The 23,775-nt window shown below is 67.2% G+C and carries 27 protein-coding genes; 14 read left to right on the top strand and 13 right to left on the bottom strand.

Going from position 1 to position 23,775, the window contains the following annotated elements; translation table 11 throughout:
• Nucleotides 1–14: 14 nt before the first annotated feature.
• Together fabD and KBY86_RS11005 are read left to right on the top strand one after the other, a co-directional pair.
• A complete protein-coding gene (gene fabD / locus KBY86_RS11010) occupies nt 15–914 on the top strand; it encodes an ACP S-malonyltransferase (protein ID WP_094511607.1) in 900 nt (299 codons plus the stop codon).
• Complete coding sequence (locus tag KBY86_RS11005; protein ID WP_094511609.1) at nt 911–1,636, top strand: 1-acyl-sn-glycerol-3-phosphate acyltransferase; 726 nt, start codon at nt 911–913, stop codon at nt 1,634–1,636. Before fabD ends, KBY86_RS11005 begins: the two co-directional genes overlap by 4 nt.
• Here the strand turns inward: KBY86_RS11005 and KBY86_RS11000 are convergent.
• The 3 genes from KBY86_RS11000 to KBY86_RS10990 are packed head-to-tail and all read right to left on the bottom strand — an operon-like array spanning nt 1,578 to nt 3,027.
• Complete coding sequence (locus KBY86_RS11000) at nt 1,578–2,135, bottom strand: YdcF family protein (RefSeq protein ID WP_255141108.1); 558 nt, start codon at nt 2,133–2,135, stop codon at nt 1,578–1,580. The two genes, KBY86_RS11005 and KBY86_RS11000, sit on opposite strands and share 59 nt — an antisense overlap.
• On the bottom strand, nt 2,135–2,776 hold the full coding sequence (gene tsaB / locus KBY86_RS10995) for a tRNA (adenosine(37)-N6)-threonylcarbamoyltransferase complex dimerization subunit type 1 TsaB (protein WP_255141107.1): 642 nt from the start codon (nt 2,774–2,776) through the stop codon (nt 2,135–2,137). Before tsaB ends, KBY86_RS11000 begins: the two co-directional genes overlap by 1 nt.
• Nucleotides 2,776–3,027: a Ycf34 family protein gene (locus KBY86_RS10990; protein WP_094511615.1), complete on the bottom strand. Its 252-nt coding sequence runs from the start codon at nt 3,025–3,027 to the stop codon at nt 2,776–2,778. Before KBY86_RS10990 ends, tsaB begins: the two co-directional genes overlap by 1 nt.
• Between KBY86_RS10990 and KBY86_RS10985 the strand changes: the two genes are divergently transcribed.
• From KBY86_RS10985 to KBY86_RS10975, 3 genes are all read left to right on the top strand, one after another.
• Nucleotides 3,026–4,333, top strand: coding sequence for a CCA tRNA nucleotidyltransferase (locus KBY86_RS10985; RefSeq protein ID WP_255141106.1), 1,308 nt, complete (start codon nt 3,026–3,028; stop codon nt 4,331–4,333). The two genes, KBY86_RS10990 and KBY86_RS10985, sit on opposite strands and share 2 nt — an antisense overlap.
• Before the next feature lie 191 nt (nt 4,334–4,524).
• Nucleotides 4,525–4,959 carry an RNA-binding protein gene (locus KBY86_RS10980; protein WP_094511619.1) on the top strand — a complete coding sequence of 145 codons (435 nt, stop codon included), beginning with the start codon at nt 4,525–4,527 and terminating at the stop codon, nt 4,957–4,959.
• A 38-nt stretch (nt 4,960–4,997) separates the two neighbouring features.
• The gene (locus tag KBY86_RS10975; RefSeq protein WP_255141105.1) at nt 4,998–5,999 is read left to right on the top strand and encodes an alpha/beta fold hydrolase; all 1,002 of its coding nucleotides are present in this window, start codon (nt 4,998–5,000) and stop codon (nt 5,997–5,999) included.
• Here the strand turns inward: KBY86_RS10975 and KBY86_RS10970 are convergent.
• Both KBY86_RS10970 and pds read right to left on the bottom strand, forming a co-directional pair.
• Entirely contained in the window at nt 5,975–6,916 is a 942-nt protein-coding gene (locus tag KBY86_RS10970; RefSeq protein WP_094512340.1) for a phytoene synthase, read from the bottom strand. The genes KBY86_RS10975 and KBY86_RS10970 overlap by 25 nt on opposite strands.
• Entirely contained in the window at nt 6,913–8,313 is a 1,401-nt protein-coding gene (gene pds, locus KBY86_RS10965; RefSeq protein WP_094511624.1) for a 15-cis-phytoene desaturase, read from the bottom strand. The genes KBY86_RS10970 and pds overlap by 4 nt, the downstream gene beginning before the upstream one ends.
• A 134-nt stretch (nt 8,314–8,447) precedes the next feature.
• On the opposite strand from pds, the gene KBY86_RS10960 reads away from it, so the two are divergent.
• Together KBY86_RS10960 and KBY86_RS10955 are read left to right on the top strand one after the other, a co-directional pair.
• Entirely contained in the window at nt 8,448–8,798 is a 351-nt protein-coding gene (locus tag KBY86_RS10960) for an NAD(P)H-quinone oxidoreductase subunit M (protein ID WP_094511629.1), read from the top strand.
• The gene (locus KBY86_RS10955; RefSeq protein WP_255100075.1) at nt 8,795–9,565 is read left to right on the top strand and encodes a DUF3172 domain-containing protein; all 771 of its coding nucleotides are present in this window, start codon (nt 8,795–8,797) and stop codon (nt 9,563–9,565) included. Before KBY86_RS10960 ends, KBY86_RS10955 begins: the two co-directional genes overlap by 4 nt.
• 52 nt (nt 9,566–9,617) lie before the next feature.
• Here KBY86_RS10955 and KBY86_RS10950 read toward each other — a convergent pair whose 3' ends face one another.
• On the bottom strand, nt 9,618–10,616 hold the full coding sequence (locus KBY86_RS10950) for a LysR family transcriptional regulator (protein WP_094511634.1): 999 nt from the start codon (nt 10,614–10,616) through the stop codon (nt 9,618–9,620).
• 73 nt (nt 10,617–10,689) lie between these two features.
• On the opposite strand from KBY86_RS10950, the gene KBY86_RS10945 reads away from it, so the two are divergent.
• From KBY86_RS10945 to KBY86_RS10920, 6 genes are all read left to right on the top strand, one after another.
• A complete protein-coding gene (locus KBY86_RS10945) occupies nt 10,690–11,469 on the top strand; it encodes an NnrU family protein (protein WP_094511639.1) in 780 nt (259 codons plus the stop codon).
• A gap of 72 nt (nt 11,470–11,541) precedes the next feature.
• Nucleotides 11,542–13,548 carry an NAD(P)H-quinone oxidoreductase subunit 5 gene (locus tag KBY86_RS10940; protein ID WP_255141104.1) on the top strand — a complete coding sequence of 669 codons (2,007 nt, stop codon included), beginning with the start codon at nt 11,542–11,544 and terminating at the stop codon, nt 13,546–13,548.
• Between the two features lie 193 nt (nt 13,549–13,741).
• Nucleotides 13,742–15,316 (top strand): NAD(P)H-quinone oxidoreductase subunit 4, encoded by a 1,575-nt coding sequence (locus KBY86_RS10935; protein WP_233132916.1) that lies wholly within the window; start codon nt 13,742–13,744, stop codon nt 15,314–15,316.
• A 169-nt stretch (nt 15,317–15,485) separates the two neighbouring features.
• Nucleotides 15,486–15,857 carry a lipopolysaccharide assembly protein LapA domain-containing protein gene (locus KBY86_RS10930; RefSeq protein WP_094511648.1) on the top strand — a complete coding sequence of 124 codons (372 nt, stop codon included), beginning with the start codon at nt 15,486–15,488 and terminating at the stop codon, nt 15,855–15,857.
• 43 nt (nt 15,858–15,900) lie between these two features.
• The gene (locus KBY86_RS10925; RefSeq protein ID WP_233132890.1) at nt 15,901–16,803 is read left to right on the top strand and encodes a segregation/condensation protein A; all 903 of its coding nucleotides are present in this window, start codon (nt 15,901–15,903) and stop codon (nt 16,801–16,803) included.
• A gap of 48 nt (nt 16,804–16,851) precedes the next feature.
• Nucleotides 16,852–18,039 carry an NDP-sugar synthase gene (locus KBY86_RS10920; protein WP_094511658.1) on the top strand — a complete coding sequence of 396 codons (1,188 nt, stop codon included), beginning with the start codon at nt 16,852–16,854 and terminating at the stop codon, nt 18,037–18,039.
• A 27-nt stretch (nt 18,040–18,066) separates the two neighbouring features.
• On the opposite strand, the gene KBY86_RS10915 is transcribed toward KBY86_RS10920, so the two are convergent.
• The gene (locus KBY86_RS10915) at nt 18,067–19,005 is read right to left on the bottom strand and encodes a methylenetetrahydrofolate reductase (RefSeq protein WP_255100078.1); all 939 of its coding nucleotides are present in this window, start codon (nt 19,003–19,005) and stop codon (nt 18,067–18,069) included.
• A gap of 124 nt (nt 19,006–19,129) precedes the next feature.
• Between KBY86_RS10915 and KBY86_RS10910 the strand changes: the two genes are divergently transcribed.
• Nucleotides 19,130–19,405, top strand: coding sequence for a response regulator transcription factor (locus tag KBY86_RS10910; protein ID WP_094512353.1), 276 nt, complete (start codon nt 19,130–19,132; stop codon nt 19,403–19,405).
• Here KBY86_RS10910 and KBY86_RS10905 read toward each other — a convergent pair.
• From KBY86_RS10905 to nuoH, 6 genes are all read right to left on the bottom strand, one after another.
• Complete coding sequence (locus KBY86_RS10905; protein WP_255100079.1) at nt 19,365–19,919, bottom strand: CYTH domain-containing protein; 555 nt, start codon at nt 19,917–19,919, stop codon at nt 19,365–19,367. The two genes, KBY86_RS10910 and KBY86_RS10905, sit on opposite strands and share 41 nt — an antisense overlap.
• A gap of 60 nt (nt 19,920–19,979) precedes the next feature.
• Nucleotides 19,980–20,906, bottom strand: a complete 927-nt coding sequence (locus tag KBY86_RS10900; RefSeq protein ID WP_255141103.1) for an NAD(+) kinase — start codon at nt 20,904–20,906, stop codon at nt 19,980–19,982.
• 15 nt (nt 20,907–20,921) lie between these two features.
• Nucleotides 20,922–21,251 (bottom strand): NADH-quinone oxidoreductase subunit NuoK, encoded by a 330-nt coding sequence (gene nuoK, locus KBY86_RS10895; protein WP_094511673.1) that lies wholly within the window; start codon nt 21,249–21,251, stop codon nt 20,922–20,924.
• Nucleotides 21,251–21,880: an NADH-quinone oxidoreductase subunit J gene (locus KBY86_RS10890; protein ID WP_094511677.1), complete on the bottom strand. Its 630-nt coding sequence runs from the start codon at nt 21,878–21,880 to the stop codon at nt 21,251–21,253. The genes nuoK and KBY86_RS10890 overlap by 1 nt, the downstream gene beginning before the upstream one ends.
• Nucleotides 21,880–22,491: an NAD(P)H-quinone oxidoreductase subunit I gene (ndhI, locus tag KBY86_RS10885; protein WP_255100080.1), complete on the bottom strand. Its 612-nt coding sequence runs from the start codon at nt 22,489–22,491 to the stop codon at nt 21,880–21,882. The genes KBY86_RS10890 and ndhI overlap by 1 nt, the downstream gene beginning before the upstream one ends.
• Before the next feature lie 106 nt (nt 22,492–22,597).
• On the bottom strand, nt 22,598–23,716 hold the full coding sequence (gene nuoH, locus KBY86_RS10880; protein WP_198948273.1) for an NADH-quinone oxidoreductase subunit NuoH: 1,119 nt from the start codon (nt 23,714–23,716) through the stop codon (nt 22,598–22,600).
• Nucleotides 23,717–23,775: the final 59 nt, after the last annotated feature.

The raw sequence follows: 23,775 nt of genomic DNA, 5'->3' as shown, positions 1-23,775 counted from the left end.
TCAAGACGAACAGGATGGGCATTGCCTGGGTGTTTCCCGGCCAGGGATCGCAGAAGCTGGGAATGGTGGGCGATCTGCTCGACCTGCCCGGAGCGCGCGAGCGGTTTGCTTCTGCTTCGGATCTCCTGGGCAGGGATCTGCTGGCGATCTGCGCCGGTGAACCGCTCAGTGATCCCACCGCGCCGGCCGACCTGAACGACACCCGCAACAGCCAGCCGGCCCTGTTCGTGCTGGAAAGCCTGCTGGTCGACGCGCTCAAGGGGATGGGCCGCTGCGCCCATCTTGTGGCCGGACACAGCCTTGGGGAGCTGGTGGCGCTCTACGCCGCTGGTGTCTTCGACCTTGAGGCAGGCCTGGCCCTGATGCGGCAGCGAAGCGAGCTGATGGCCGCCGCTGGTGGCGGGTCGATGACCGCCGTGATCGGCTTCAACCGGGAGGAGCTGGACGAACGGATCGCCGCCAGCGAAGGGGTGGTGATCGCCAACGACAACAGCGCCTCCCAAGTGGTGCTCTCCGGCAGCACCGAGGCGGTTCAGGCCCTGTGCCAGAGAATCAACTGCAAGCGGGCGATCCCCTTGGCTGTGTCGGGGGCCTTCCATTCCCCCTTCATGGCAGAAGCCGCGGCCGCCTTTCGCCAGCTCCTGGAGCAGGTCCCATTCGCCAATGCGGCCATTCCGGTGCTCAGCAACACCGATCCCACCCCGGCCACTGACGGCGCCCTGCTCAAGGAGCGCCTGAGCGAGCAGATGGTCACGGGGGTGCGCTGGCGCGAAACCATGGACCAGTTCCCGCGGCTAGCGATCGAAACCGTGGTGGAGGTCGGGCCGGGCAACGTGCTGAGCGGCCTGCTGCGCCGGGCAGTCCCCGGCCTCGCCACCGCCCAGATCGGCGCGGCGGCCGACCTGGCGCTTTGAGCGAATCCAAAGGGCTGGATTCCTCCGATCCGCTGGCGCTGTTGAATCCCCGCCCCAGCCTTACCTACCGGCTGATCAGCTATTTGCTGGTGTTCCCGCTCTACCGGATCCTGTTCCGTGGGCGCACCAGCGGCAATCGAAATGTGCCCACGGAGGGTGCACTTGTGGTGGTGGCCAACCACGGCTCCCACTTCGACCCGCCGTTGCTGGGCCACGCCTTGGGCCGACCCGTGGCCTTCATGGCAAAAGCAGAGCTGTTCAGGGTCCCCCTGCTGGGCCCGATCATTCGCGCCTGCGGGGCCTACCCGGTGCAGCGGGGGGCCAGCGACCGCGAAGCCATTCGGGTCGCCACAGCACGGCTGGCCCAGGGCTGGGCCACCGGGGTGTTCATCGATGGCACCCGGCAGCTGGACGGCCGCGTCAACCAGCCGCAGGCGGGCGCTGCTCTGCTGGCGGCACGGGCCGGCGTGCCCCTGCTGCCGGTGGCGATCGTCAACAGCCACCGGGCCATGGGCGCAGGCCGTACCTGGCCACGCCTGGTGCCGATCCACATCCGTATCGGCCAGCCGATCCCGCCGCCCGCCTCGCGCCGTCGCGAAGACCTCCTGGCGACCACCCAGGCCTGCCAGGACCAGATCAATGCCTTGCTGAATGAGGGCCTGATCAGGCCCGGGTCTGAGCGTGCTGCGCTTGCGCCCAGTTCTTCAGATCCCGCCCGCTGAGCACCCACACCACGGCCCGCAGGCCGTCGCCCCAGCGCTTGGGGAGGCTCTCAGGATGGCAGTGCTCCCCGCAGGAGACCGCCACGGGCGTCAGCTGGATGCCGCGGCTGCCGGCCACCACCCGGCCGACCAGCAGGGCCCGGTCCATGTGATCACTGCTGGTGACCAGCAGCACGTGACGGATGCCGCCACGGCGCAGATCATCCACCACGGTGGTGAAGTTGGAAAGCGTGTCATGGGCGCGGTAATCCAGCCGGTATTGCTGCTGCCGCAGGCCTTCCTGATCGAACAGCCAGCGGGCGTATTCCGGGTTGCTGCCGCCGCTGACCACCACCGGCAGACGGTATTGAGTCGCCAAGCGCCCGGCCACCTTCTCGCGCTTCACGTCACCGCCCAGCACGAGGATGAGCTGGGGCGGCGAAGCCGGCGGCACCAGCAGGGAACGTCCCAGCCAGAAGCTGCCCGCCGTCAGCAACGTCAGCAGCACCAGGCGGCGCATCAACCCTCTCCCCCCACGGGGCTGGTGGGATAGATCGGCAGCACCGTGCTCCAGGGGGCCGGCCCGCCGGCCAACGCCGCCGCCTTGCTGAAGGCGAGCAACTGGGCCACATCGGCTCTGGCTTCCACCACCGCCGGCAGCCGTGGGCCAGGAGGCACGGCATCGGCGTCGGCGAACAGACGCGGCGGCTGGCGCTCCACCACCCCCCCTGGAGCCCCTGCATCGAGCACGTAGGCACCCGCCACCACACCTCGGCGCGGCAGCTCGTGCAGCAGCCAGAACGGATCGGCGGCCGTCTGCGGCTCTCCGTCCTGCCAGAGGCGCCGCGCCACCAGCAGGAAACTGCTGACACCATCCAGGGGCAGAGCCAGCTGCTGGGCCAGCGTGCGGGCCATCACCACGGTGAGCCGGGTGCCAGTGAAGCCACCGGGCCCGGTGGCCACCGCCAGCCGTGCCAGCTGCGGCCAGCGGCAGGCTGGCAATACCTCCTCCACGCAGGCGAGCAGATCGTTGGAGAGCCGGCGCCCCAGCGGGAAGGTGTGGATCAAGGGCGGCGTCTCCGGCTCCAGCAGCGACTGGAGCGCCACTCCCAGCACCTCGCTGCTGCTGTGCAGGGCCAGGCCCCAGGCAGGAGCGTCCATCACCGCGGGACCGCCGCCAGAGGACGCAGCCGTTGCCAGCGGCCCGGTTCAGCCTGGAAGCTGGCGCAGGACCGCACGTCCCATTCCACGCCCACGCGGTTCTCCGGCAGATCCATCACCTGCACATGGATGCGTGGATCCACCGGGCGAAAGTCGGGGGCAACGGCGAGATGCTCGACGCCGTGCTGGCGCTCCACCGCGTGATAGGCCTGGCAGCGGTCCACCCAGTGGCAATCCACGCAGATGCACATGCCTGAGTGGTCTCCGAATGCAGCCATTCTGGCGGGCCAGGCCAGCGTGCCTCTGGATCTGGCCGCCGCCACGGCTCTGCTGCGCCGCCGCCTGGCGACGGAACGCTGGCCGGTGCCTCCGGCGGCCTTCCCTGCGGGCACCGCCCTGGTGGGAGGCGCCGTGCGCGATGGCCTGCTCGGGCGGCTGGGGGAGCGGCCCGACCTCGATCTGGTGGTGCCGGTGGAGGCCATTGCCCTGGGCGAGCGGCTGAGCCGGGAGCACGGTGGTCGCTGCGTGGTGCTGGATCAGGAGCGCTCGATCGCCCGGCTGGTGATCCGGGGCTGGAGCGTGGATCTGGCCCGCCAGGCCGGCACGGACCTGGCCACCGATCTGCTGCGCCGCGACTTCTGTCTCAACGCCCTGGCCTTGCCCTTGGCGGCAAGCAGCCAGCTGCTCGACCCGAGCGGCGGCCTGACCGATCTGGCGGCGGGACTGATCCGGGCCGTGAGCGAAGCGAACCTGCTGGACGACCCGCTGCGACTGCTGCGAGGTGAGCGACTGGCCGCGGAACTGGGCTTTCACCTCGACGCCACCAGCGCAGCCTGGATCCAGCACCACAGCCGCCGGATCGACCAAGTGGCCGTGGAGCGCGTGCGGGTGGAGCTGGAGAAGCTGGCGGCGTGCGCCGGCGGCGGCGAAGGGCTGGCCCGGGTGCTGACGATCGGCCTGCTGGACGCCTGGCGCCAGCCGGACGCTGTGGAAGGCGGTGCAGCCGGCAATGAAGCCGCCGGTGCCGCATTGCGACAGCTCACCCCGGCGGCGGCCGCAGCCAGGGGCCTGAGCGAAGACGAAGCCCGCGTGGCCCTGCCCCTGGCACGCCTGGCCACGCTGCTCGACGCCGCCAGCTGGGGGCGGCTGCATGCCAGCCGGGCGCTGCAGCGGCGCTGCGGACTGCTGCGGAGCTGGCGGGCGCAGCTGGAGGGGCCCGGCGGGGTGCGGGATCCCGCCGCCCCGTTCGGCTCGGAACGGGAGCAGGTGCACTTTCACCGCGACCTGGAGGACGACCTGCCCGCCCTGCTGCTCATGCTGCCGCTGCCGTTTGCGCGGGAGTGGCTGCCCCGCTGGCGTGATCCGGGCGATCCTCTCTTTCATCCCAGGCCCCCGCTCGACGGCACGGAACTGCAGCAGCGGCTGGGGCTGGCCCCGTCACGGCGGCTGGGCGAACTGCTGGCCCACCTGACGATCGAGCGCGCCTTCGGCCGCCTGGAGAGCAGCGAGGAGGCCCTGGCGGCGGCGCGTCGCTGGCTGGCTGGACCGGCGCCGTGATTGACTGCTCTGTGTACAGGCATCTTCCATCGCTTCATCGAAGCCCGAACGGCAACGGTTGACGTCCAGTTCCTGAACGTCAGAAACACCTCCCCGATCGCTCTTTGGCGCCTCCTGCGCTGCCCTGCGTTTCGCCGGTGCGTTCACCCGATGGCGCAGGCCGCCACCTCCCTTCTCTCCCCCCTCCTCCCATGAGTGTTCGTCTCTACGTCGGCAATCTGCCGCAGACTTTCGATGCCGCCGAGCTCGATGCTCTGTTCACTTCCATCGCCGAGGGCGTGCGCTTCAAGACCGTTCAGGACAGGGAAACGGGTGCCTGCCGTGGTTTCGGTTTCGCCAATGTCGAGGATGAGAAACTGGCCGACACCGTGATCGAGCAGCTCAACGGCCACGACTTCGGCGGCAACAGCCTGCGCATCGAGCGCTCCGAGCGCCGTGACAGCCGCCCCGGCACCGGCGATCGCCGGCCCGCCGCCGGCGGTGCCGCTCCCGTGGCGGCCCGCAAGGCCGTCAACAAGGTGGTGCACAGTGACACCATCACCGAAGGCGCCCCCGATCCGCGTTGGGCCGGTGAGCTCGCCAAACTGAAATCCCTGCTGGCCAACCAGACAGCCACCACGGTCTGAGCCAGCACCCCGTTCCGCCGGTCGGCGGCGATGCTGCCTTGACCCACCCGCTGGCTTCCACCGCGCCAAGCCCTGCCTCCTCCTCCTGGACCTGGCAGGGTCACACCATCCGCTACCGCTGCCTCGCCGGCCCCGAACCGGCGGGGCTTCAACGTGTGGTGCTGATTCACGGGTTCGGCGCGAGCCTGGGCCACTGGCGCCACAACCTGCCGGTGATCGCCAGCCGCTTCTCGGTGTGCGCCATCGATCTGCTCGGATTCGGCGCCAGCGACAAGCCGCGCTCCCGCCTGGCCGATGAAGCCGAGCAGCCCGGAGCGGTGCGCTACTGCTTCGATCTGTGGGCCGAGCAGGTGGCGGATTTCGTGCAGCAGGTGGCCCTGCAGCACGCTCCCTCCGCCCGCGTGCATCTGGTGGGCAATTCCATCGGCGGCGTGGTGGCCCTAAGGGCGGCCCAGCTGCTGGTGGCCCGCGGCGTTCCGCTGGCCCAGGTGATCCTGATCGACTGCGCCCAGCGCACGTTGGATGAAAAGCGCGTGGCGGAACTGCCGCTGCTGGAGCGCTGGAGCCGTCCCCTGGTGAAGCAACTGGTGCGGCAGCGCTGGCTGGTGGCTCCCCTGTTCCGCGCCCTGGCCCGGCCTGCCTTCATCCGTCAGGTGCTGGAGCGGGCATACCCCAGCGGCGCCAACATCGACGACGCCTTGGTGGAGCTGCTGCACCGGCCCAGTACCGATGCCGGAGCGCCCGAGAGCTTCCGCGGCTTCGTCAACCTGTTCGACGACCACCTGGCACCGGAGCTGCTTGCCGAGCTCACCGTGCCGGTGCGCATGCTGTGGGGAGCAGAGGATCCGTGGGAAGCGCCAGCCGAAGCCGAATGCTGGGCGCGCCTCTTCCCCTGCGTGCAGGAACTGAAGGTGCTGCCGGGGTTGGGGCACTGCCCTCATGACGAAGCTCCCGAACGGGTGAATCCGATCCTGCTGGACTGGCTGCAGGCGGAGGCCGGGGCCACTGCAGAGGTTCAGCGGGCCTGGGAGATCACGTAGGAGAGCGGCAGGTCGAGCAGCTTGAAGGGCTTGGGAACGTAGGCCCGGTGGTTGAAAACGTCGTAGTTGAGTTGCTCGATCACTGTGAGAATGCCGCGATACAGCCGCAGCGAGGCCCACACCGGCCAGCGGGCATCGGCCGCCAGCCAGCGCACCCCCGCCTCCGAACGGCCGAACCAGTAGCGGGCGCGTTGCAACTGAAAGGCCATCAGGGCCCGCCAGTTTTCATTGAGCAGCCCCGCCATCAGGTCGGATTCCGAGTAGTTGAAGCGCTGCAGATCTTCCTGCGGCAGATAGATGCGGCCACGGCTGCGGTCTTCGCCCACATCGCGCAGGATATTGGTGAGCTGGTTGGCGATGCCAAGGGCCACCGCCGCTTCGGAGGTGTCGGGCCGTTCGCTCCAGGGGGCCGTGGTGTAGGCCGGATCAAGCCCCATCACTTCCTGGGTCATCAGGCCCACGGTGCCGGCCACCCGATAGCAATAGAGCTGCAGTTCATCAAAGCTGGCGTAGCGATGGCAGACCAAGTCCATGCGCTGTCCCTCGATCATGTCGAGGTAGGGCTGGAGCGGCTGGGGATAGCGCTGGATGGTGTCCACCATGGCCAGATCGAGCGCATCGTGCACCTCGCCAGCAAACAGGCGGCGGGTGCGGGCTTCCCAGCGATCGAGCCGCTCGGCGAGTTGGTCAGTGGGCAGCCGCTGCGCCTGGGGGCTGTCCATCAGTTCGTCGGTGCGGCGGCACCACACGTAGATCGCCCAGATGGCCCGCCGCTTGGCGGGGGGCATCAGCAGGGTGCCGAGATAGAAGGTCTTGGCCCACTGGGCGGTTTCCTGGCGGCAGGCCTCGTAGGCGTGCTCCAGGTTCAGGCCGGAGCGGAGGGAAGCGGCGGTGGGTGAAGCGGCCAGCACGCTCACACCGCCACCGGCTGCACCAGCGCGGACGCCTGCCGGCTGACCGCCTCGGCGCACAGCTTGCCGCTCAGCACTGCCCCTTCCATCGAAGCCAGATAGCGCTGCATCGTGTAGTCGCCGGCCAGGAAGAAGTTGGCGATCGGCGATTGCTGCGAGGGCCGCAGCTGCTGGCAGCCGGGCACGGTCTTGTAGACGGAGAGGGGGGTTTTGACCACCCGGGCCTTGCGCAGCTTGGCCTGGTCGTCGCCGTTGAAGTGGTCGGGGAAGAGGCGGCGCAGCTCCTCGAGGGTGGCGGCCACGATGTCGTCATCGCTGCGGCCGATCCACTCCGCCGCAGGGGCGAAAACCAGCTCGAGCATGGAGCGGTCGGGGTCGGCGTACTCGCGGCAGGTGTTGCTCATGTCGGCGTAGACGCTGAGCAGGTCCGAACGACTGAACAGAAGATGGTCGATCGCGGTGAGTTTTCGATCGAACCAGAGATGAATGTTGATCACCGGCACCCCCTTGAGCCCGTCGAGCTTCTGGAAGTAGGGCAGCTGGCGCCAGGGATCCGGCAGCAGGAGCTTGAGCGGATCCACCGGCAGGGCGCTGACGTAGGCATCCGCCTCCACCTCACGGCCGGGCTGGCCCTGGATGCCGCCGATCCGGAAGCTGCGCACGCTGCCATCGGCGGCCAGGCGGATCTCGCGCAGGGGGCTGTCGAGGTGCACCTCGCCACCGCGCTCCCGTATCGAGGCCACGATCGGCTCACAGAGACGCTCTGGGGGGTTGCCGTCGAGGAAGGCCATCTTCGAGCCGTTCTTCTCCTGCAGGAAGCGGTTGAGGGCCGTGAGGATCACCGTTGAGGAGATTTCATCGGGATTGATGAAGTTGAGCGCCTTGCTCATGGCGATGAACACTTCATCGTTCACCCGCTGAGGAATGTTGTGAAGGCGCAGCCATTCCGACCAGGAGTATTTGTCGCACTCCTCCACGTAGTCCTGGCCGCGGAGCATGGCGGGCACCAGGCCGAGCCCGAAGGCGATCTTCTCGGGCCAGGTGAGCATGTCGTTGTTGCCGAGGATGGCGGCAACACCGTTGAGAGGGGCGGGAAGGTCGGGGAAATCGAAACGGCTGTAGGTGCCTGGCGCCTCCTTCTGGTTGAAGATCATCGCGTGATCCTTCCACTGCAGGCGATCCTCGATGCCCAGCTCCGCGAACAGCTGCAGCATGTTGGGGTAGGCCCCAAAGAAGATGTGCAGGCCGGTTTCATACCAGTCGCCGTCTTCGTCCTGCCAGGCCGCCACCTTGCCGCCGAGCACGTTGCGCCCCTCGAGCAGCACCGGCGTGTGGCCGGCATCGCAGAGGTATTTGGCACAGGACAGGCCGGCGAGTCCTGCTCCGGCAATGGCGACGCGCATGCAAAGACGAAAACCAGACGCCAACCTAAAAGGATGCCCCCTGCCAACGTCGGGCGCCTGGCTGCCGTGGCCCTGCACGCACCGGCGGTTCCTAGAGTTGCGGCGGCCCATCTCCGTCCGTTCGCCTCCGTTCCATGGCCGACGACCTGCTGCTCAAGTCCACCACCCGTCATGTGCGGCTGTTCACGGCACGGCTCGAGGGGGGTGAACTGGTCCCCGACCCGCACCAGCTGACCCTCGACCTCGACCCGGACAACGAGTTCCTCTGGGACGCCGGCGTGCTGCAGAAGGTGCAGCAGCGTTTCCGTGATCTGGTGGCCGGTTTCGCCGGCGCCGAGCTCACCGAATACAACCTGCGCCGCATCGGTTCGGAGCTGGAGGGCACGATCCGCCAGCTGCTGCAGGCGGGCGAACTCCGCTACAACCCGGACGCGCGGGTTCTCAACTACTCCATGGGCCTGCCCCGCAGTGCCGCTTCCACATGACCCGCTCCCGTGATGGCAGCGCCTTCTCCAGAGGCGATGGCAGAGGCAGCCGCGGCCGCTCCAGCGCCGATTACGCCGGGTCGGACTACGCCAGCTCCGACTACGCCTACGACCGCCGCGGCTCCCGCTACGACGCCGCCCGTTACGACGCCGCCGATGAGCGGGATCCCGGCGACCGCTCCCGCGCCGCCCGCCCCACCCGCAACGGGGGTGGCGGCGGTGGCGGTGGTGCCACACCGGGTGGGGGTGGGGGCAAACCCGGAGGCGGCCCCTTCGTGTTCAACGTGGCCACGATCGCGGTGCTGGCCGGGGTGCTCGTGGTGGGCATCGGCATCGGCACGGCGCTCTCCAGCAACACCGTGGGCAACCAGGGGAACATCGCCAGCAGCCAGCAACTCGACCTGGCCGTGCCCGACCCCGAGTTCTGCAAGCAGTGGGGTGCGAGCGCCTTCGTGATGGACGTGGAGCTCTACACCACCATGAACCCAAGCAGCAGCTTCGTGACCCAGCCGACGCTGCAGCCGGGCTGTGTGATCCGCCGCGAGAACTGGAGCGTGCTGCAGAAGGAGGGCGCCGTCACCTCCGAGCAGATGCGCCAGTGCAAGCAGCGCATGAACACCTTCGCCTACATCGGCTCGATCCGCGACAAGCCGATCGTCCGCTGCGTCTACCAGACCGACATCAGCGGCAACAAGTTTCAGACCCGGGGCATTGCCGGCGCTGCCGACGACGCCGTGGGCATCACCCCGGAAGGCGACCAGTTCTGAGTCTGATCCCGAGCCCCCGCCTGCGGGAACCTTCGGTCTCGCTCAGGCGGGCTCACGGGGCGGGCTGAAGCACCGTGGTGGCGGCTTCGGCCGGAGGGCTGGTGCGGGGGGTCTGGCGCAAGGGGCTGTCGGGGCTGGCGAAGACCGGCAGCACCTCGCGGCGGAAGGCTTCCGAAGCCCTGGAGCAGTAGCGGGCCGGATGGGTGATCAGCTTCAGCTGGCGGCGCACCAGCAGGTCGGTCACGTTGGGACGGTGCAGGGATCCGGTCGCCAGTTCCCGCTCGATCGACACCACCGGCAGGAAGGCGGCACCCAATCCCGACTGCACGGCGTTCTTGATCGCCTCGAAGGAATTGAGCTCCATCTCGATCTTGAGACGCTGCACTTCCAGGCCGGAGCGGGCCAGCAGCTGGTCCACCATCTTGCGGGTGGTGGACTGGGCATCAAGACAGACGAAGCTGAGCCGGTAGAGGTCGTCCTTGTGGAGTTCCGGCAGGCGGGCGAGGGGATGGTTCACCGGCAGCACCAGGGCCAGTTCATCGCTGGCGTAAGGAATCACCTGGAGCAGGTCGTTGAGCTCGCCGGGCAGCTCACCGCCGATGATCGCCAGATCCACCTGGCCGTTGGCCACGCTCCAACTGGTGCGCCGGGTGCTGTGCACCTGCAGCTGCACCGACACGTCGGGATACTTCTGCCGGAACAGGCCGATCATGCGCGGCATCAGGTAGGTGCCGGTGGTCTGGCTGGCGCCCACGATCAGGGAACCACCCTTGAGGTTGTGCAGGTCGTCGAGGGCGCGGCAGGCCTCCTGGCACTGGCCCAGGATGCGGTCGCAGTAGCTGAGCAGGAGATGACCCGCCTCGGTGAGCTGGGCCTTGCGGCCGCCCCGGTCGAAGAGCGACACATCAAGCTGCTTCTCCAGGTTCTGGATCTGCAGGCTCACCGCCGGCTGGGTGACGTAAAGGCTGTCGGCAGCCTTCTTGAAGCTGCCTTCGCTGGCGATGGCCCGCAGGATGCGCAGCTGATCGAGGGTGAACGGCAGATCAGCCATGGAACGACCCCGGGGCTGGACGCCGGCATGAACGGAGAACTTTAGGAGCAAAGCCCGGGCCGCCCAGCACGCCATGCCGCGGCGGACGAAGCAGAATCGCCGCTGCAGCTTCTGCCCCGTGCTTTCCCCGCTCCACCACACCAGCCTGGTGATGGTTGCCCTGCTGGTGGCCTTTGCGGTGCTGCACAGCGGCGGGGCCGCCCTGCGCGTGTGGGGGGAGCAGCGCATCGGGGCCCGGGCCTGGCGCCTGCTGTTCGCGGCTGTGAGCATTCCGGCCGCTGTGGTGGTGGTGGGGTACTTCCTCGCCCATCGCTATGACGGGGTGCGGCTCTGGACCCTGCAGGGCACCCCCGGACTCATCCCTGTGATCTGGGTGGGAACAGCGATCAGCTTCTTCTTTCTGTATCCCGCCACCTACAACCTGCTGGAGATTCCCGCGCTGCTGCAGCCCCAGGTGCGCCTCTACGAAACCGGGATCATCCGCATCAGCCGCCACCCCCAGGCCGTCGGTCAGATCCTCTGGTGCGCCACCCACCTGCTCTGGATCGGCAGCAGCTTCATGGTGGTCACCTGCGCCGGATTGATCGCCCACCACCTGTTTGCCGTCTGGCACGGCGACCGACGCCTGCGGGCGCGCTTCGGCGAGGCCTTCGAGCAGCTCAAGGCGCGCACCTCCGTGGTGCCGTTCCTGGCGGTGATCGACGGACGCCAGACGCTTCAACTCACAGAATTCCTGCGGCCTTCCCAGCTGGGGATCGCCATCGCCATCGGCCTGTTCTGGTGGAGCCACCGCTACATCGGGCCTGCGGCCAGCGCCTTTCTGAACGGACCCCTGGGACGGACGCTGGGCTGATCGCACACCCACACACAGGCCGGCCGTGCCCAGGAAGCTGCCTACACTCGCGGGGCCGCTAACTGGAGCTGGATGACATCGGCCGCTGAAATCGCCTGGTTGATTCCCGTTCTGCCCTTGGCGGGGGCGGCGCTCACCGGTCTCGGGCTGATCAGCTTCAACCGCACCGTCAACCGGCTGCGCAAGCCCGTTGCCCTGCTGCTCATCACCCTGATCGGGGCGGCAGCCGTGCTGAGTTACGCCGTGCTGGCGGAGCAGCTGGCCGGAGCGCCAGCCACCGAAGTGCTCTTCAACTGGGCCAGCGCCGGCACCTTCAACCTGCAGATGGGGTTCCGGGTTGATGCCCTCGGCGCCGTGATGCTGTCGCTGGTGACCACCATCGCCTTGCTGGTGATGGTGTATTCCGATGGCTACATGGCCCACGACAAGGGCTATGTGCGCTTCTTCACCTATCTCGCCCTGTTCAGCAGCTCGATGCTGGGGCTGGTGATCAGCCCCAACCTGCTTGAGATCTATGTGTTCTGGGAGCTGGTGGGCATGTGCTCCTACCTGCTGGTGGGCTTCTGGTACGACCGCGAGGGTGCCGCCCATGCCGCCCAGAAGGCCTTCATCGTGAACCGCGTCGGCGACTTCGGCCTGCTGCTCGGCATCCTCGGCCTGTTCTGGGCCACCGGCAGTTTCGGCTTCGAGGAGATCGGCGCCGGCCTCTCCGCCGCCGTGGCTGAAGGCTCGCTCTCCAACGGCGTGGCGGTGCTGCTGTGCCTGCTGGTGTTCATGGGCCCGATGGCCAAGTCGGCCCAGTTCCCCCTGCACGTGTGGTTGCCCGATGCGATGGAGGGTCCCACCCCGATCTCCGCCCTGATCCACGCAGCCACGATGGTGGCCGCCGGCGTGTTCCTGGTGGCCAGGCTGCAGCCGGTCTACGAACCCTTCCCGCTGGTGCAGGCCGTGATCGCCGTGATCGGCACGATCACCTGCTTCCTGGGGGCCTCGATCGCCCTCACCCAGATGGATCTCAAGAAAGGCCTGGCCTACAGCACCGTGTCACAGCTGGGTTACATGATGCTGGCGATGGGTTGCGGCGCTCCCGAGGCAGGCATGTTCCACCTCGTCACCCACGCCTTCTTCAAGGCCATGCTCTTCCTCTGCTCCGGCTCGGTGATCCATGCCATGGAAGAGGTGGTGGGCCATGAGCCGGTGCTTGCCCAGGACATGCGCCTGATGGGAGGGCTGCGCCGCTTCATGCCGGTCACCTCCACCACCTTTCTGATCGGCTGCGTGGCGATCAGCGGCATTCCGCCGCTGGCGGGCTTCTGGAGCAAGGATGAAATCCTCGGCCAGGCCTTCAACGCCTTCCCGCTGCTCTGGGCGGTGGGCTTCCTGACTGCCGGCATGACCGCCTTCTACATGTTCCGGCTCTACTTCCTCACCTTCGAGGGCAGCTTCCGCGGCGGTGACCTCAGCGTCCGCAGTGCCCTGCTCCAGGCTGCCGGCAAGGCCCCGGAAAGCCATGAGGAGGGCCATGGCTCCCACGCCTCCCACCCGCACGAATCGGGCTGGCAGATGGCCGCACCACTGGCGGTGCTTGCCGTTCCCTCGGTGCTGATCGGACTGCTCGGCACGCCCTGGAACAGCCGCTTCGCCGCCCTGCTCAACCCCGGCGAGGCCGCCGAGATGGCCGAGCACTTCAGCTGGGGCGAGTTCCTGCCTCTGGCCGGCGCTTCGGTGACGATCTCCGTGATCGGCATCACCATCGCGGTGCTGGCCTACGCCCTGCACAAGCTGGATATGGCCACCGCCGTGGCCGCCCGCTTCCCCACCATCAATGCCTTCCTGGCCAACAAGTGGTACCTGGATGCGATCAACGACCGCCTGTTCGTGAAAGGCAGCCGCAAGCTGGCGCGTCAGGTGCTGGAGGTGGACGCCAAGGTGGTGGACGGGGTGGTGAACCTCACCGGCCTGCTGACCCTGGGCAGCGGCGAAGGACTCAAGTACTTCGAAACCGGCCGCGCCCAGTTCTATGCGCTGATCGTGTTCGGCGGCGTGATCGCCCTGGTGCTGCTCTTCAGCAGCTTCTGAGTGCGCGCCTCGGCGCGGGCTCTGTGTGTCATCCCATATCTGGGCGGTACTGGGCAGTTGAGCATTTCTACACTCCGTCCAGAACTGAATTCCCTGGCCAGTGCCGCTTGACCCTGCCGTTGCTCCGGAGGCCCTTGCGGCCCTGGGCACAGCCTCCACCGGGGCCTTCCCCTGGCTGAGCGTTTCGATCCTGATGCCGATCGGAGCCGCGCTGCTGATCCCCTTCATCCCCGACCCAGGCGACGGCAAGACCATCCGCTGGTACGCCCTCGGCGTTGCCCTGCTCACCTTTCTGGTCACCGCCGGGGCCTACCTGAACGGCTACGACCCCTCGGTGGCCGGGCTCCAGCTGGTGGAACGGGTGGAATGGCTGCCTGATCTGGGGCTGGCCTGGTCGGTGGGCGCCGACGGGCTGTCGATGCCGCTGATCCTGCTCACCAGCTTCATCACCGCGCTAGCGGTGCTGGCCGCCTGGCCGGTCACCTTCAAGCCGCGGCTCTTCTACTTCCTGATCCTGGCCATGGATGGCGGCCAGATCGCCGTGTTTGCTGTTCAGGACATGCTCCTGTTCTTCCTGGCCTGGGAGCTGGAGCTGCTGCCGGTGTATCTGCTGCTGGCGATCTGGGGCGCCAAGAAGCGCCAGTACGCCGCCACCAAGTTCATCCTCTACACCGCTGGCGGCTCGGTGTTCATCCTGCTGGCCGCCCTGGCCATGGGCTTTTATGGCGGCGGCACGCCCAGCTTCGAATTCACCACTCTCGCGGCGAAGGAGTTCGGCACCCGCTTCCAGATGCTGGCCTACGCGGGCCTGCTGATCGCCTTCGGGGTCAAGCTGCCGATCGTGCCGCTGCACACTTGGCTGCCAGACGCCCACGGCGAGGCCACAGCACCGGTGCACATGCTGCTGGCCGGCATTCTGCTGAAGATGGGCGGCTACGCCCTGCTGCGCTTCAACGTTCAGCTGCTGCCCGAGGCCCACGCCCAGTTCGCGCCGCTGCTGGTGGTGCTGGGGGTGGTGAACATCATTTATGCGGCACTCACCTCCTTCGCGCAGCGCAACCTCAAGCGCAAGATCGCCTACAGCTCGATCAGCCACATGGGCTTCGTGCTGATCGGCATCGGCAGCTTCAGTGCCCTTGGCACCAGCGGCGCCATGCTGCAGATGGTGAGCCACGGCCTGATCGGTGCCAGCCTCTTCTTCCTGGTGGGCGCCACCTACGACCGCACCCACACGCTTCAGCTCGATGAGATGGGCGGCGTGGGCCAGAAGATGCGCAAGATGTTCGCCCTCTGGACGATCTGCTCGCTCGCGTCCCTGGCCCTGCCTGGCATGAGTGGCTTCGTGTCGGAACTGATGGTGTTCGTGGGCTTCGTGAACAGTGAGGCCTACGCGCTCAGCTTCCGCATCGTGATGGCAGCCCTGGCGGCCGTGGGGGTGATCCTCACTCCCGTGTACCTGCTCTCGATGCTGCGCGAGATCTTCTTCGGCAAGGAGAACGTGGAGCTGGCGGCCCACACCCGCCTGGTGGATGCCGAACCGCGCGAGATCTACGTGATCTCCTGCCTGCTGGTGCCGATCATCGGCATCGGTCTTTACCCGCGCCTCGTCACCGACAGCTACCGCGCCTCGATCGAAGCGCTCGTGGCCCGTGAGGACGTTGCCCTCACCAAGGTGGTGGGCCCCACGCCCAAGGGGCTGATCCGGGGGGCGGTGGGCAAGCAGCTGGCCTTGGCGCCGCCCCTGCTCCATGCGCCCGCCCTGGGCTGAGCGAATCGAGATCCTGCCGGCTGCCCAGCACCATCACCAGCACTGTGCGACGGCTTGCGCCCAATTCCGCTGAGGTGCCGCAAACTGGTCGACGGGATCGCTCCGCTGAGGCTGCCACCGGCCTGCCAGCCATGCGCCCCCGATTCAGAGCCTCGACCCACCACCCGCCATGCGACAGCTGAATTTCCTGCTGATCTTCAGTTTCGGCCTCGCCACGGTGATGTTCACGCTGGAGAACACCGATCCCACCACCGTGCGCTTCCTGCCGGGAGCGGCGGTCACCCTGCCGCTGGCGGCCTTGCTGCTGGTGGTGGGTGGCATCGGCGCCACCGCCGCCTGGGTGTTCGCCGTGTGGATCGGCGTGGTGAAGAAAGTGGAATTGATGCAGGACCGCAGCGAAATTGACGCCCAGCAGGTGCGCATCCGCGAGCTGGAAGACGACCTGCAGCGTTACCGCGCCACCGTGGACGCCCAGCTGGCCCTGTTGCCAGCCGCCGGAGAAAGTTCAGGGGGATCCGCGGCAGCGGATGCCGCTGGCTGAGTCGCCTCAGACCGGGTACGTTTCCGGCAGATCGGGGAGAACTGTGCCGAACGCAGGCGCCAGGCTGGCGATCCGCCTGCTTCAGGAGGCCGCCGAGCGCGGTGACCTCGACCCCTGGGATGTCGATGTGATCGCCGTGGTGGACGGTTTCCTCGATCAGCTGCGTCAGCGCATCGAGGTGCCACGCCTGGTGGCCCTCAGCTCCGGCCAGGGCGGCAGCTATGAGCAGGATCTCGCCGCCACCAGCGAGGCGTTTCTGGCGGCGTCAGTGCTGGTGGGCCTCAAGGCCGAAGTGCTGGAACGCCAGACCTTTCCGCCCATTGCCCTGGTCGCCGATCCTTGCGAGAGCGAGGATCCGGGCGAGGACAGCTGGTCGCTGGGGATCCAGCTGCCCCATCGGCCGGAGCGACAACTCTGGCGCAGGCCCGTGGCACCGCCGCCGCTGCAGCGGCCCGTGAGCCTCGGCGAGTTGATCCGCCAGCTGGAAGACATCGCCGAGCGGCTGGAGAGCGATAGCGGCCCGCGGCGCCACAAGCCGCGCAGCCGCCCCTACAGCGAACGCGACGCGATCGAACAGGTGAGCGCCCTGGCCCACCGGGAGAAACTGCCTGAAACCACTGCCGCCCTGAGCTTCTTCCTGCAGCAGTGGCCAGAGGCCCTGGAGTGGGTGAACTTCGATGCGCTGGTGGAGGCCTGGAAAGACGCAGCGCCCCCCGATCTTGATCACGACCGGGTGGGGGTGTTCTGGGCGCTGTTGTTCCTCTGTTCACAGGGACGCATCGATCTGCGGCAGGAAGGGGGCCTGTTCGGGCCGCTGCACCTGCGCCGCGCACGCGAGGCCGAATGCACGCTTCCGCTTCCCAGTCAGAGCGCTGCCGCAACCGCCACAGGCTCCTGGCCGGCCGTGCCAGCTCCCTTGCCGGCTAGGCCGGCACTGGCAGCCTGACGCCCTTTATTAGGGTGCATGCAGAACCAACCGAGCAGTAAGGCGCCCATGAAGGCGATGATCCTCGCAGCCGGCAAGGGAACACGGGTGAGGCCCATCACCCACACGATTCCCAAGCCGATGATTCCGATCCTGCAGAAGCCGGTGATGGAATTCCTGCTGGAGTTGCTCCGGGAGCATGGATTCAACGAGATCATGGTCAATGTGTCGCACCTGGCGGCAGAGATCGAGAACTATTTCCGTGATGGGCAGCGCTTCGGCGTGGAGATCGCCTACAGCTTCGAAGGCCACATTCAGGACGACGGCGAACTGATTGGCGAAGCCATGGGTTCTGCAGGCGGCATCAAGAAGATTCAGACCTTTCAGACCTTTTTCGACGACACCTTCGTGGTGCTCTGCGGCGATGCCCTGATCGACCTCGACCTTACCGAAGCGGTGCGGCGGCACAAGAAGAAAGGAGCGGTCGCCAGCCTGATCACCAAGCGGGTGCCGAAAGATCAGGTGAGCAGCTACGGTGTCGTGGTCACTGACGACAACTCTCGAGTGCTCTCCTTTCAGGAGAAGCCCTCGGTGGAAGAGGCCGCCAGCGACATGATCAATACCGGCATTTATATCTTCGAGCCCCAGGTGCTCGACCACGTTCCCGCCGGCGTGCCCTTCGACATCGGCGCTGATCTGTTTCCCCGTCTGGTGGCGGCAGGGGCACCTTTCTACGCGCTGCCCATGGATTTCGAGTGGGTGGACATCGGCAAGGTGCCGGATTACTGGCAGGCGATCCGGAGCGTGCTGCTGGGGAAGGTTCGCAAGGTTTCGATCCCTGGCCGCGAGGTGCGGCCCGGCGTGTTCACAGGCCTGAACGTAGCGGCCGACTGGGACAAGATCAACGTGCAGGGGCCCGTTTACGTGGGCGGCATGAGCAGGATCGAACCGGGGGTCACGATCATCGGACCAGCCATGATCGGCCCCAGCTGCCACATCTGCGAAGGCGCCACGATCGACAACTCGATCATCTTCGATTACTCCCGCATCGGGGCCGGAGTCAGGCTCACCGAGAAGTTGGTGTTTGGCCGTTATTGCGTGGACAGCAATGGTGACCATTTCGACCTCCAAGAGGCCGCCCTCGACTGGCTGATCACCGATGTACGCCGCCAGGATGTGGCTCTACCCTCCCCCGAGCAAAAGGCCCTCGCCGATCTGCTGGGCAACGATCTCACCGCCAGCCAGCGCGGCGGTTGAACAACGCTGGCTGCGCCTGCCCCAGTGTCAGGCGGATGGGCATGCCGTGAGCGGATCGATCGCCTCGATGCCGGCGAGGCTGAGGATGTTGGGGATCCGCTCTTCGGCCTTCACAGCCATCAGGTGCACGCCCTGGGCGATCTCACGGAAACTCGTGACCTGCTCCGCTGCGATCCTGATCCCCTCACTGGCCGGATCTGCCGCTGCCGCAAGACGCTCGATCACGTGCTGGGGAATGGAGGCGCCGGGCACCACACGGTTGATGAATTCGGCGTTGCGGGCGGATTTGAGCAGAAACACCCCCGCCAGCACCGGGAGGCCCAGCGGCGCGGCGATCTCCTCGCAGAAGCGGCGCAACACGCTCGCCTCCATGACCATCTGGGTCTGGAGGAACTTGGCGCCAGCAGCCTGCTTGCGGCTGAGGCGGCGGCGCAGGCCGCTCCAGCTGGGGGACTGGGGATCGGCGGCGGCGCCGGCGAACAAGGCGGTAGGGCCATCAGGGAGCGAGCCTCCCAGCGGATCACGGCCGGCATTGAAATCGCTCACCTGCTGCAACAGCCGCACCGCCTCCAACTCGTTCACCGGCCGGGCGTTCGGCTGATCGCCGGCCCGCACCGGGTCGCCCGTGAGGCAGAGCAGGTTGCGGATTCCCAGCGCATGAGCGCCCAGCAGCTCTGCCTGCAGGGCAATGCGATTGCGATCCCGGCAGGCCAGCTGCAGCACCGGTTCGAGCCCTGCGTCGAGCAGCAGGCGGCAGAGGGCCAGGCTGCTCATGCGCATCACCGCACGGCTCCCGTCGGTGACATTGACCGCGTGCACCCGCCCCTTCAGCAGCCTGGCCATCGCCAGGGTGCGGCTGGGGTCACCGCCCCTGGGCGGCATCACTTCCGCCGTGACCGCGAACGCTCCACGCGCGATGGCCCGCTGCAGCAGCACGACAACCGGGAAACAACCAGCGCCCATCATGCGTGAAGAGCGGCACCATCCAGGCCCCCCAGCCGGCAGCACCCCCGTGACCGTGGCGGTGGGCGTCCGTGGGGAGGTGTTGGAGGGGCTGTCTAGGATGCGTCCAGTCAGGCGGAGTGCGTTGATGTCCGTTCGAGACGACCTCAGCGCGCCGCGAACCGGCTTATCCGAACGGGAGCTGGAGATCATCAGCCTGGTGGCCACCGGCCTCACCAATCAGGAAATCGGCGAGCAGCTGATGATCAGCAAACGCACCGTCGACAATCACGTCAGCAACATCTTCACCAAAACCGGCGCGAAGAACCGGGTGGCGCTGCTGAACTGGGCGATGGACAACGGCAAGATCTGCCGGGACGGCTTCAACTGCTGCAATCTGCCGGCCCCGTCGCCGGGGCTCTGAGGCCCATCGCCGCCAGTACGGCCCGGCGCTCGTCCTCAGGCCACTGCGACAGCGGCGTGATCGACAGGGAGGCATTGCTGAGCTCCAGGCGGCCGGTGACCTCCAGGGCGCACCAGGGCGGCACCACCAGGGGCTGATCGGCCCGCTCCAGCTCCACTTCCGCCAGCACCAACGGCGCATTCGGGGCCTCGAACACATCGAGTACCCAGTCGCCGCCCGGCAGATCGAGGCCATAGCGGGTCTTGCCGAGGCGATGGGCCGCCAGATTCAGCAACGCCTCCCCATCGGTGGCGGGAATCGGATACTCGAACTCGTGGCGGGCGATGCCGGCGGCGGCCGCCTTGATCGTGAGCCGGGCCTGGTCGGTGGCGGTGTCTTCCCCGAGGCGCACCCGCACGGTGACACCAGCGGCGTCGCGCGTGAGGTAGCCCTGCCGCAGCGGGCGGCTCCAGCGCACCTGTGGTCGCCAGCCGTCGCCATGCACCAGGAAGCGCCGCTCGATCTCCAGGGCCAACGCCGTTCTCCGGGGCCAACCCCTCCAGCATGGGCCGCAACAGACCCGTTGGGCGACGGCCTAGTTCGGCGACGGCTCCGCAGCGGTGAGGTCACCGGCCCAGTGCAGCTTGTGGCTGAGGGTGCGGTAGTAGGAGGGGCTCTGATCGAGCACCACCATCAGTGCGTCGTGGCTGGAGCGCTGCACCACGCAGCGGTCACCCGGTTCGAGCACGGTGGCATGGGCGCCGTCTTTCCAGAGCTTCACCCGGCGACTGGTTTCCCCCAGTGGCCACACCGCCAGCATCGCCCGGGGTGGCACCACGATCGGCCGACTGGAGAGGCTCATCGGGCAGATCGGGTTGACCACGATCGCGTCGATGCCGGGATGGAGGATCGGACCGCCCGCCGCCATCGAGTAGCCGGTGGAGCCGGTGGGGGTGGCGATGATCAGGCCGTCCCCGCGGAACTGGTCCACCACTTCGCCGTCGATCTCCAGCTCCAGCACGCAGGTGGGCGACACCTCATCAAGGCTGGGCCGGAAGTAGAAGTCGTTGAGGGCGCGGTGGATCGGCTCGCCATCCACGCTGCCGTCACTGCGCACCACCCGGCCCTCCAGCATCATGCGCCGCTCCAGGGCGAAGCGGTCATCGCGCAGCCGCTGCCAGAGGTTGTCCTCACTGGAGCCTGAGCTGAGCACGAGCCGCTTGCGCTCATGGGTGAGGAAGCCAAGGTGGCCGCCGATGTTGAAGCTCAGGATCGGCACCTGCAGGGGCGCCAGATGGCGGGCGGCCCCCAGCACCGTGCCGTCGCCGCCAAGCACGACGGTGAGATCGGGCAGGAGCGGTTCGCTGGCCAGGAGCCCCGGAAAGGGGTTGGAGGCCAGACCACTGGCGGCCACGGCCACATGCACACCCTGGTTGCGCAGATCTTCCGCGCAGATGCGGGCCTTGCGCTGGGCGGCCTGGCTGTGGGCACGAACAATCAGCCAGACCCGCTGGAGCTGCATGACGGAACGGTGCCGCTACCAGCGCAGCAGGTTGAAGCGCTCCATGTCGACGGTTTCGCGGTTGCGGTAGAGGGAGAGCAGGATGGCCAGCCCCACCGCCGCCTCTGCGGCCGCCACGGTGATCACGAAGATGGCGAACACCTGGCCGCGGATCTCCTGGCCATCGATGTAGCTGGAGAAGGCCATCAGGTTGATGTTGACGGCATTGAGCATCAGCTCGATGCTCATCAGCACGCGTACGGCGTTGCGGCTGTTGATCAGGCCCCACACCCCCGTGCAGAAGAGAACGGCCGCCAGCACCAGGTAGGCCTGGAGCGGCACATCGATGGGTGTTTCGATCGGCATCAGAGGGTCTCCTGAAGGGCGGAGGGAGATGGGGTGGGGGGATCGAGGAGCAGGGGCGGGCGAACCTTCTCGATCAGGCCCTGATCGACGTCTTCGCCGGTTGTGAGGTCGGTGCCGAACACATCGCGGCGGGCCAGCACGATGGCGCCGATCATCGACATCAGCAACAGCACCGAAGCCAGCTCGAAGGGCAGCAGGTAGTCGCTGAAGAGATGCTCGCCGATACGGATGGTGGCGCCTTCACCGAGGGAGGCCGGGCCTGGAACGGCCCAGGGGGTGGTGAGATCGACCCGGAGCAACAGCAGGAACAGGCCGAGGCAGACGCCACCGGAGAGCAGGCGCCGCAGGGCAAGACGGGGGATCTCGGAGAGGTCTTCCTTCTTGTTCACGAGCATGATCGCGAACAGGATCAGCACGTTCACTGCGCCCACATACACGAGCACCTGGGCGGCGGCCACGAAGCTGGCGTTCAGCAGCAGGTAGAGACCTGCCACCGAGAGGAAGACACCGCAGAGCAGGAAGGCGGAATAGACGATGTTCGGCAGCAGCACGACCCCGAGGGCTCCCAGCACCAAGGTGATGGAGAGCGCCACGAAGCAGATCAGCTGGGTGGTGGAGGCGATCGTCATCAGACCCCTTCCTCGCTGGCGGTGGTGGTGGAGCTGGACGCGGCCAGCACCTGTTCAGGCAGTTTGCCGGCCCGGGGGCTGGCGGGATCCACCGTGTGGGGATCGAGCTCGCCGGCGGGCAGATAGGCCAGCTCGCGCAGAGCCACCACGGCAGGGTCGCTGGTGACGCTGGTGGGCAGGCGACCGAGGGCGACGTTGTCGAAGTTGAGGCTATGGCGATCAAACGCCGCCAGTTCGTACTCCTCGGTCATCGAGAGGCAATTGGTGGGGCAATACTCCACGCAGTTGCCACAGAAGATGCACACCCCGAAATCGATCGAGTAATTGCGCAACTCCTTCTTCTTCGTTTGCTTGTTCATCGCCCAATCCACCACCGGCAGATTGATCGGACAGACCCGCACGCACACCTCGCAGGCGATGCACTTGTCGAACTCGAAGTGGATGCGGCCGCGGTAGCGCTCCGAAGGGATCAGCTTTTCGTAGGGGTACTGCACCGTGATCGGCCGGCGGCGCAGGTGATCGAAGGTGACCGAAAGCCCCTGGGTGATGGCGCTGGCGGCACCGACGGCGTCCTTGGCGTAGTCGCCGACCTTTTGGAGAAAACCGAACATGGGCGTGGCGGAATTCGAGGAGAGGGACGGAGGAGGAAAGCAGTGGGCTCAGCGGGCCTGGATCAAGGCCTGAGGGCCAGTGGGGTCATGATGGCTGGCCCGTGGCTCAACCGCCGAAAAAGGCGGGAAAGGCCAGTTTGAGCCCGGCGGTGACGAGCAGATTCACCAGGGCGATGGGCAGCAGGAACTTCCAGCCCAGATCCAGCAGCTGGTCGATGCGCACCCGTGGCAGGGTCCAGCGCAGCAGGATCGCGATGAACACCAGCAGGTAGGCCTTCAGCACGGTCATCACGATGCCGACAGACCCGGTGATGACCTGCACCAGCGGAGCGTCCACCGACTGGCCAAGGGCTCCGGCCAGCCATTCGACAGGCAGGGGGAAGCCCCAGCCACCCAGGTAGAGCACCGCCACCAGCAGGGCGGAGAGCACCAGGTTGATGTAGCTGCCCAGGTAGAAGAGGGCGAACTTCATGCCGGCGTACTCCGTTTGGTAGCCGGCCACCAGCTCCTCCTCGGCCTCGGGCAAGTCGAAGGGGAGGCGCTCGCATTCGGCCAGGGCACAGATCCAGAAGATCAGGAAGCCCACCGGCTGACGCCAGATGTTCCAGCTGAGGATGCCGGCGCCGCTCTGCTGATTGACGATGTCGACGGTGCTGAGCGAATTGCTCATCATCACGACGGCCAGCACGGCCAGGGCGAGCGGGATCTCGTAGCTGATCGACTGAGCCGCCGCCCGCAGGCCGCCCAGCAGCGAATACTTGTTGTTGCTGGAGTAGCCGCTCATCAGCAGGCCGATCGGCTGGATGCTGCTGAGGGCGATCCAGAGGAAGATGCCCACCCCCACATCGCTGATCACCAGGTGCTGGCCGAAGGGAACCACCAGCCAGGAGAGGATCACGGGGATCAGCACCAGCACGGGGCCGAGCGTGAACAGCAGGCCATCGGCCCGCTTCGGGATCACGTCTTCCTTGAAGAGCAGCTTGAGGCCATCGGCCAGGGGCTGCAGCACCCCGAGGGCACCGGCATACTCCGGGCCGATGCGCTGCTGGACGGCAGCGGAGATCTTGCGCTCCAGCCACACGTTCACCAGCACGCCCACCACGGCGGCCACCAGCACCAGCAGCATCGGCAGGGGCAGCCAGATGAGATGGGCGGCGGCGGGGCTGAGGCCGAAGCCCTCCAGGATGGTGGTGAATCCGCTCTGCAGGTCGATGCCGGGGGGCACCGCCGCCTCGAGGACCGGGGGAGGCGACAGGGTCGCGGCTGTGGTCATGATCTCCACGG

It is taken from the genome of Synechococcus sp. Lug-A, from assembly GCF_024345655.1.
Taxonomy (GTDB): Bacteria; Cyanobacteriota; Cyanobacteriia; order PCC-6307; family Cyanobiaceae; genus MW101C3.
This window is presented reverse-complemented; position numbering and strand designations above follow the sequence as displayed.

What these genes read in the sequence shown, in the direction of transcription:
- fabD (WP_094511607.1), top strand. Translation starts at nt 15, where the DNA reads ATGGGCATTGCCTGGGTGTTTCCCGGCCAGGGATCGCAGAAGCTGGGA.
- KBY86_RS11000 (WP_255141108.1), bottom strand. Translation starts at nt 2,135, where the DNA reads ATGCGCCGCCTGGTGCTGCTGACGTTGCTGACGGCGGGCAGCTTCTGG.
- tsaB (WP_255141107.1), bottom strand. Translation starts at nt 2,776, where the DNA reads ATGGACGCTCCTGCCTGGGGCCTGGCCCTGCACAGCAGCAGCGAGGTG.
- KBY86_RS10985 (WP_255141106.1), top strand. Translation starts at nt 3,026, where the DNA reads ATGCCTGAGTGGTCTCCGAATGCAGCCATTCTGGCGGGCCAGGCCAGC.
- KBY86_RS10990 (WP_094511615.1), bottom strand. Translation starts at nt 3,027, where the DNA reads ATGTGCATCTGCGTGGATTGCCACTGGGTGGACCGCTGCCAGGCCTAT.
- KBY86_RS10980 (WP_094511619.1), top strand. Translation starts at nt 4,525, where the DNA reads ATGAGTGTTCGTCTCTACGTCGGCAATCTGCCGCAGACTTTCGATGCC.
- pds (WP_094511624.1), bottom strand. Translation starts at nt 8,313, where the DNA reads ATGCGCGTCGCCATTGCCGGAGCAGGACTCGCCGGCCTGTCCTGTGCC.
- KBY86_RS10960 (WP_094511629.1), top strand. Translation starts at nt 8,448, where the DNA reads ATGGCCGACGACCTGCTGCTCAAGTCCACCACCCGTCATGTGCGGCTG.
- KBY86_RS10955 (WP_255100075.1), top strand. Translation starts at nt 8,795, where the DNA reads ATGACCCGCTCCCGTGATGGCAGCGCCTTCTCCAGAGGCGATGGCAGA.
- KBY86_RS10950 (WP_094511634.1), bottom strand. Translation starts at nt 10,616, where the DNA reads ATGGCTGATCTGCCGTTCACCCTCGATCAGCTGCGCATCCTGCGGGCC.
- KBY86_RS10945 (WP_094511639.1), top strand. Translation starts at nt 10,690, where the DNA reads ATGCCGCGGCGGACGAAGCAGAATCGCCGCTGCAGCTTCTGCCCCGTG.
- KBY86_RS10940 (WP_255141104.1), top strand. Translation starts at nt 11,542, where the DNA reads ATGACATCGGCCGCTGAAATCGCCTGGTTGATTCCCGTTCTGCCCTTG.
- KBY86_RS10935 (WP_233132916.1), top strand. Translation starts at nt 13,742, where the DNA reads ATGCCGATCGGAGCCGCGCTGCTGATCCCCTTCATCCCCGACCCAGGC.
- KBY86_RS10930 (WP_094511648.1), top strand. Translation starts at nt 15,486, where the DNA reads ATGCGACAGCTGAATTTCCTGCTGATCTTCAGTTTCGGCCTCGCCACG.
- KBY86_RS10920 (WP_094511658.1), top strand. Translation starts at nt 16,852, where the DNA reads ATGAAGGCGATGATCCTCGCAGCCGGCAAGGGAACACGGGTGAGGCCC.
- KBY86_RS10915 (WP_255100078.1), bottom strand. Translation starts at nt 19,005, where the DNA reads ATGATGGGCGCTGGTTGTTTCCCGGTTGTCGTGCTGCTGCAGCGGGCC.
- KBY86_RS10910 (WP_094512353.1), top strand. Translation starts at nt 19,130, where the DNA reads ATGTCCGTTCGAGACGACCTCAGCGCGCCGCGAACCGGCTTATCCGAA.
- KBY86_RS10900 (WP_255141103.1), bottom strand. Translation starts at nt 20,906, where the DNA reads ATGCAGCTCCAGCGGGTCTGGCTGATTGTTCGTGCCCACAGCCAGGCC.
- nuoK (WP_094511673.1), bottom strand. Translation starts at nt 21,251, where the DNA reads ATGCCGATCGAAACACCCATCGATGTGCCGCTCCAGGCCTACCTGGTG.
- KBY86_RS10890 (WP_094511677.1), bottom strand. Translation starts at nt 21,880, where the DNA reads ATGACGATCGCCTCCACCACCCAGCTGATCTGCTTCGTGGCGCTCTCC.
- ndhI (WP_255100080.1), bottom strand. Translation starts at nt 22,491, where the DNA reads ATGTTCGGTTTTCTCCAAAAGGTCGGCGACTACGCCAAGGACGCCGTC.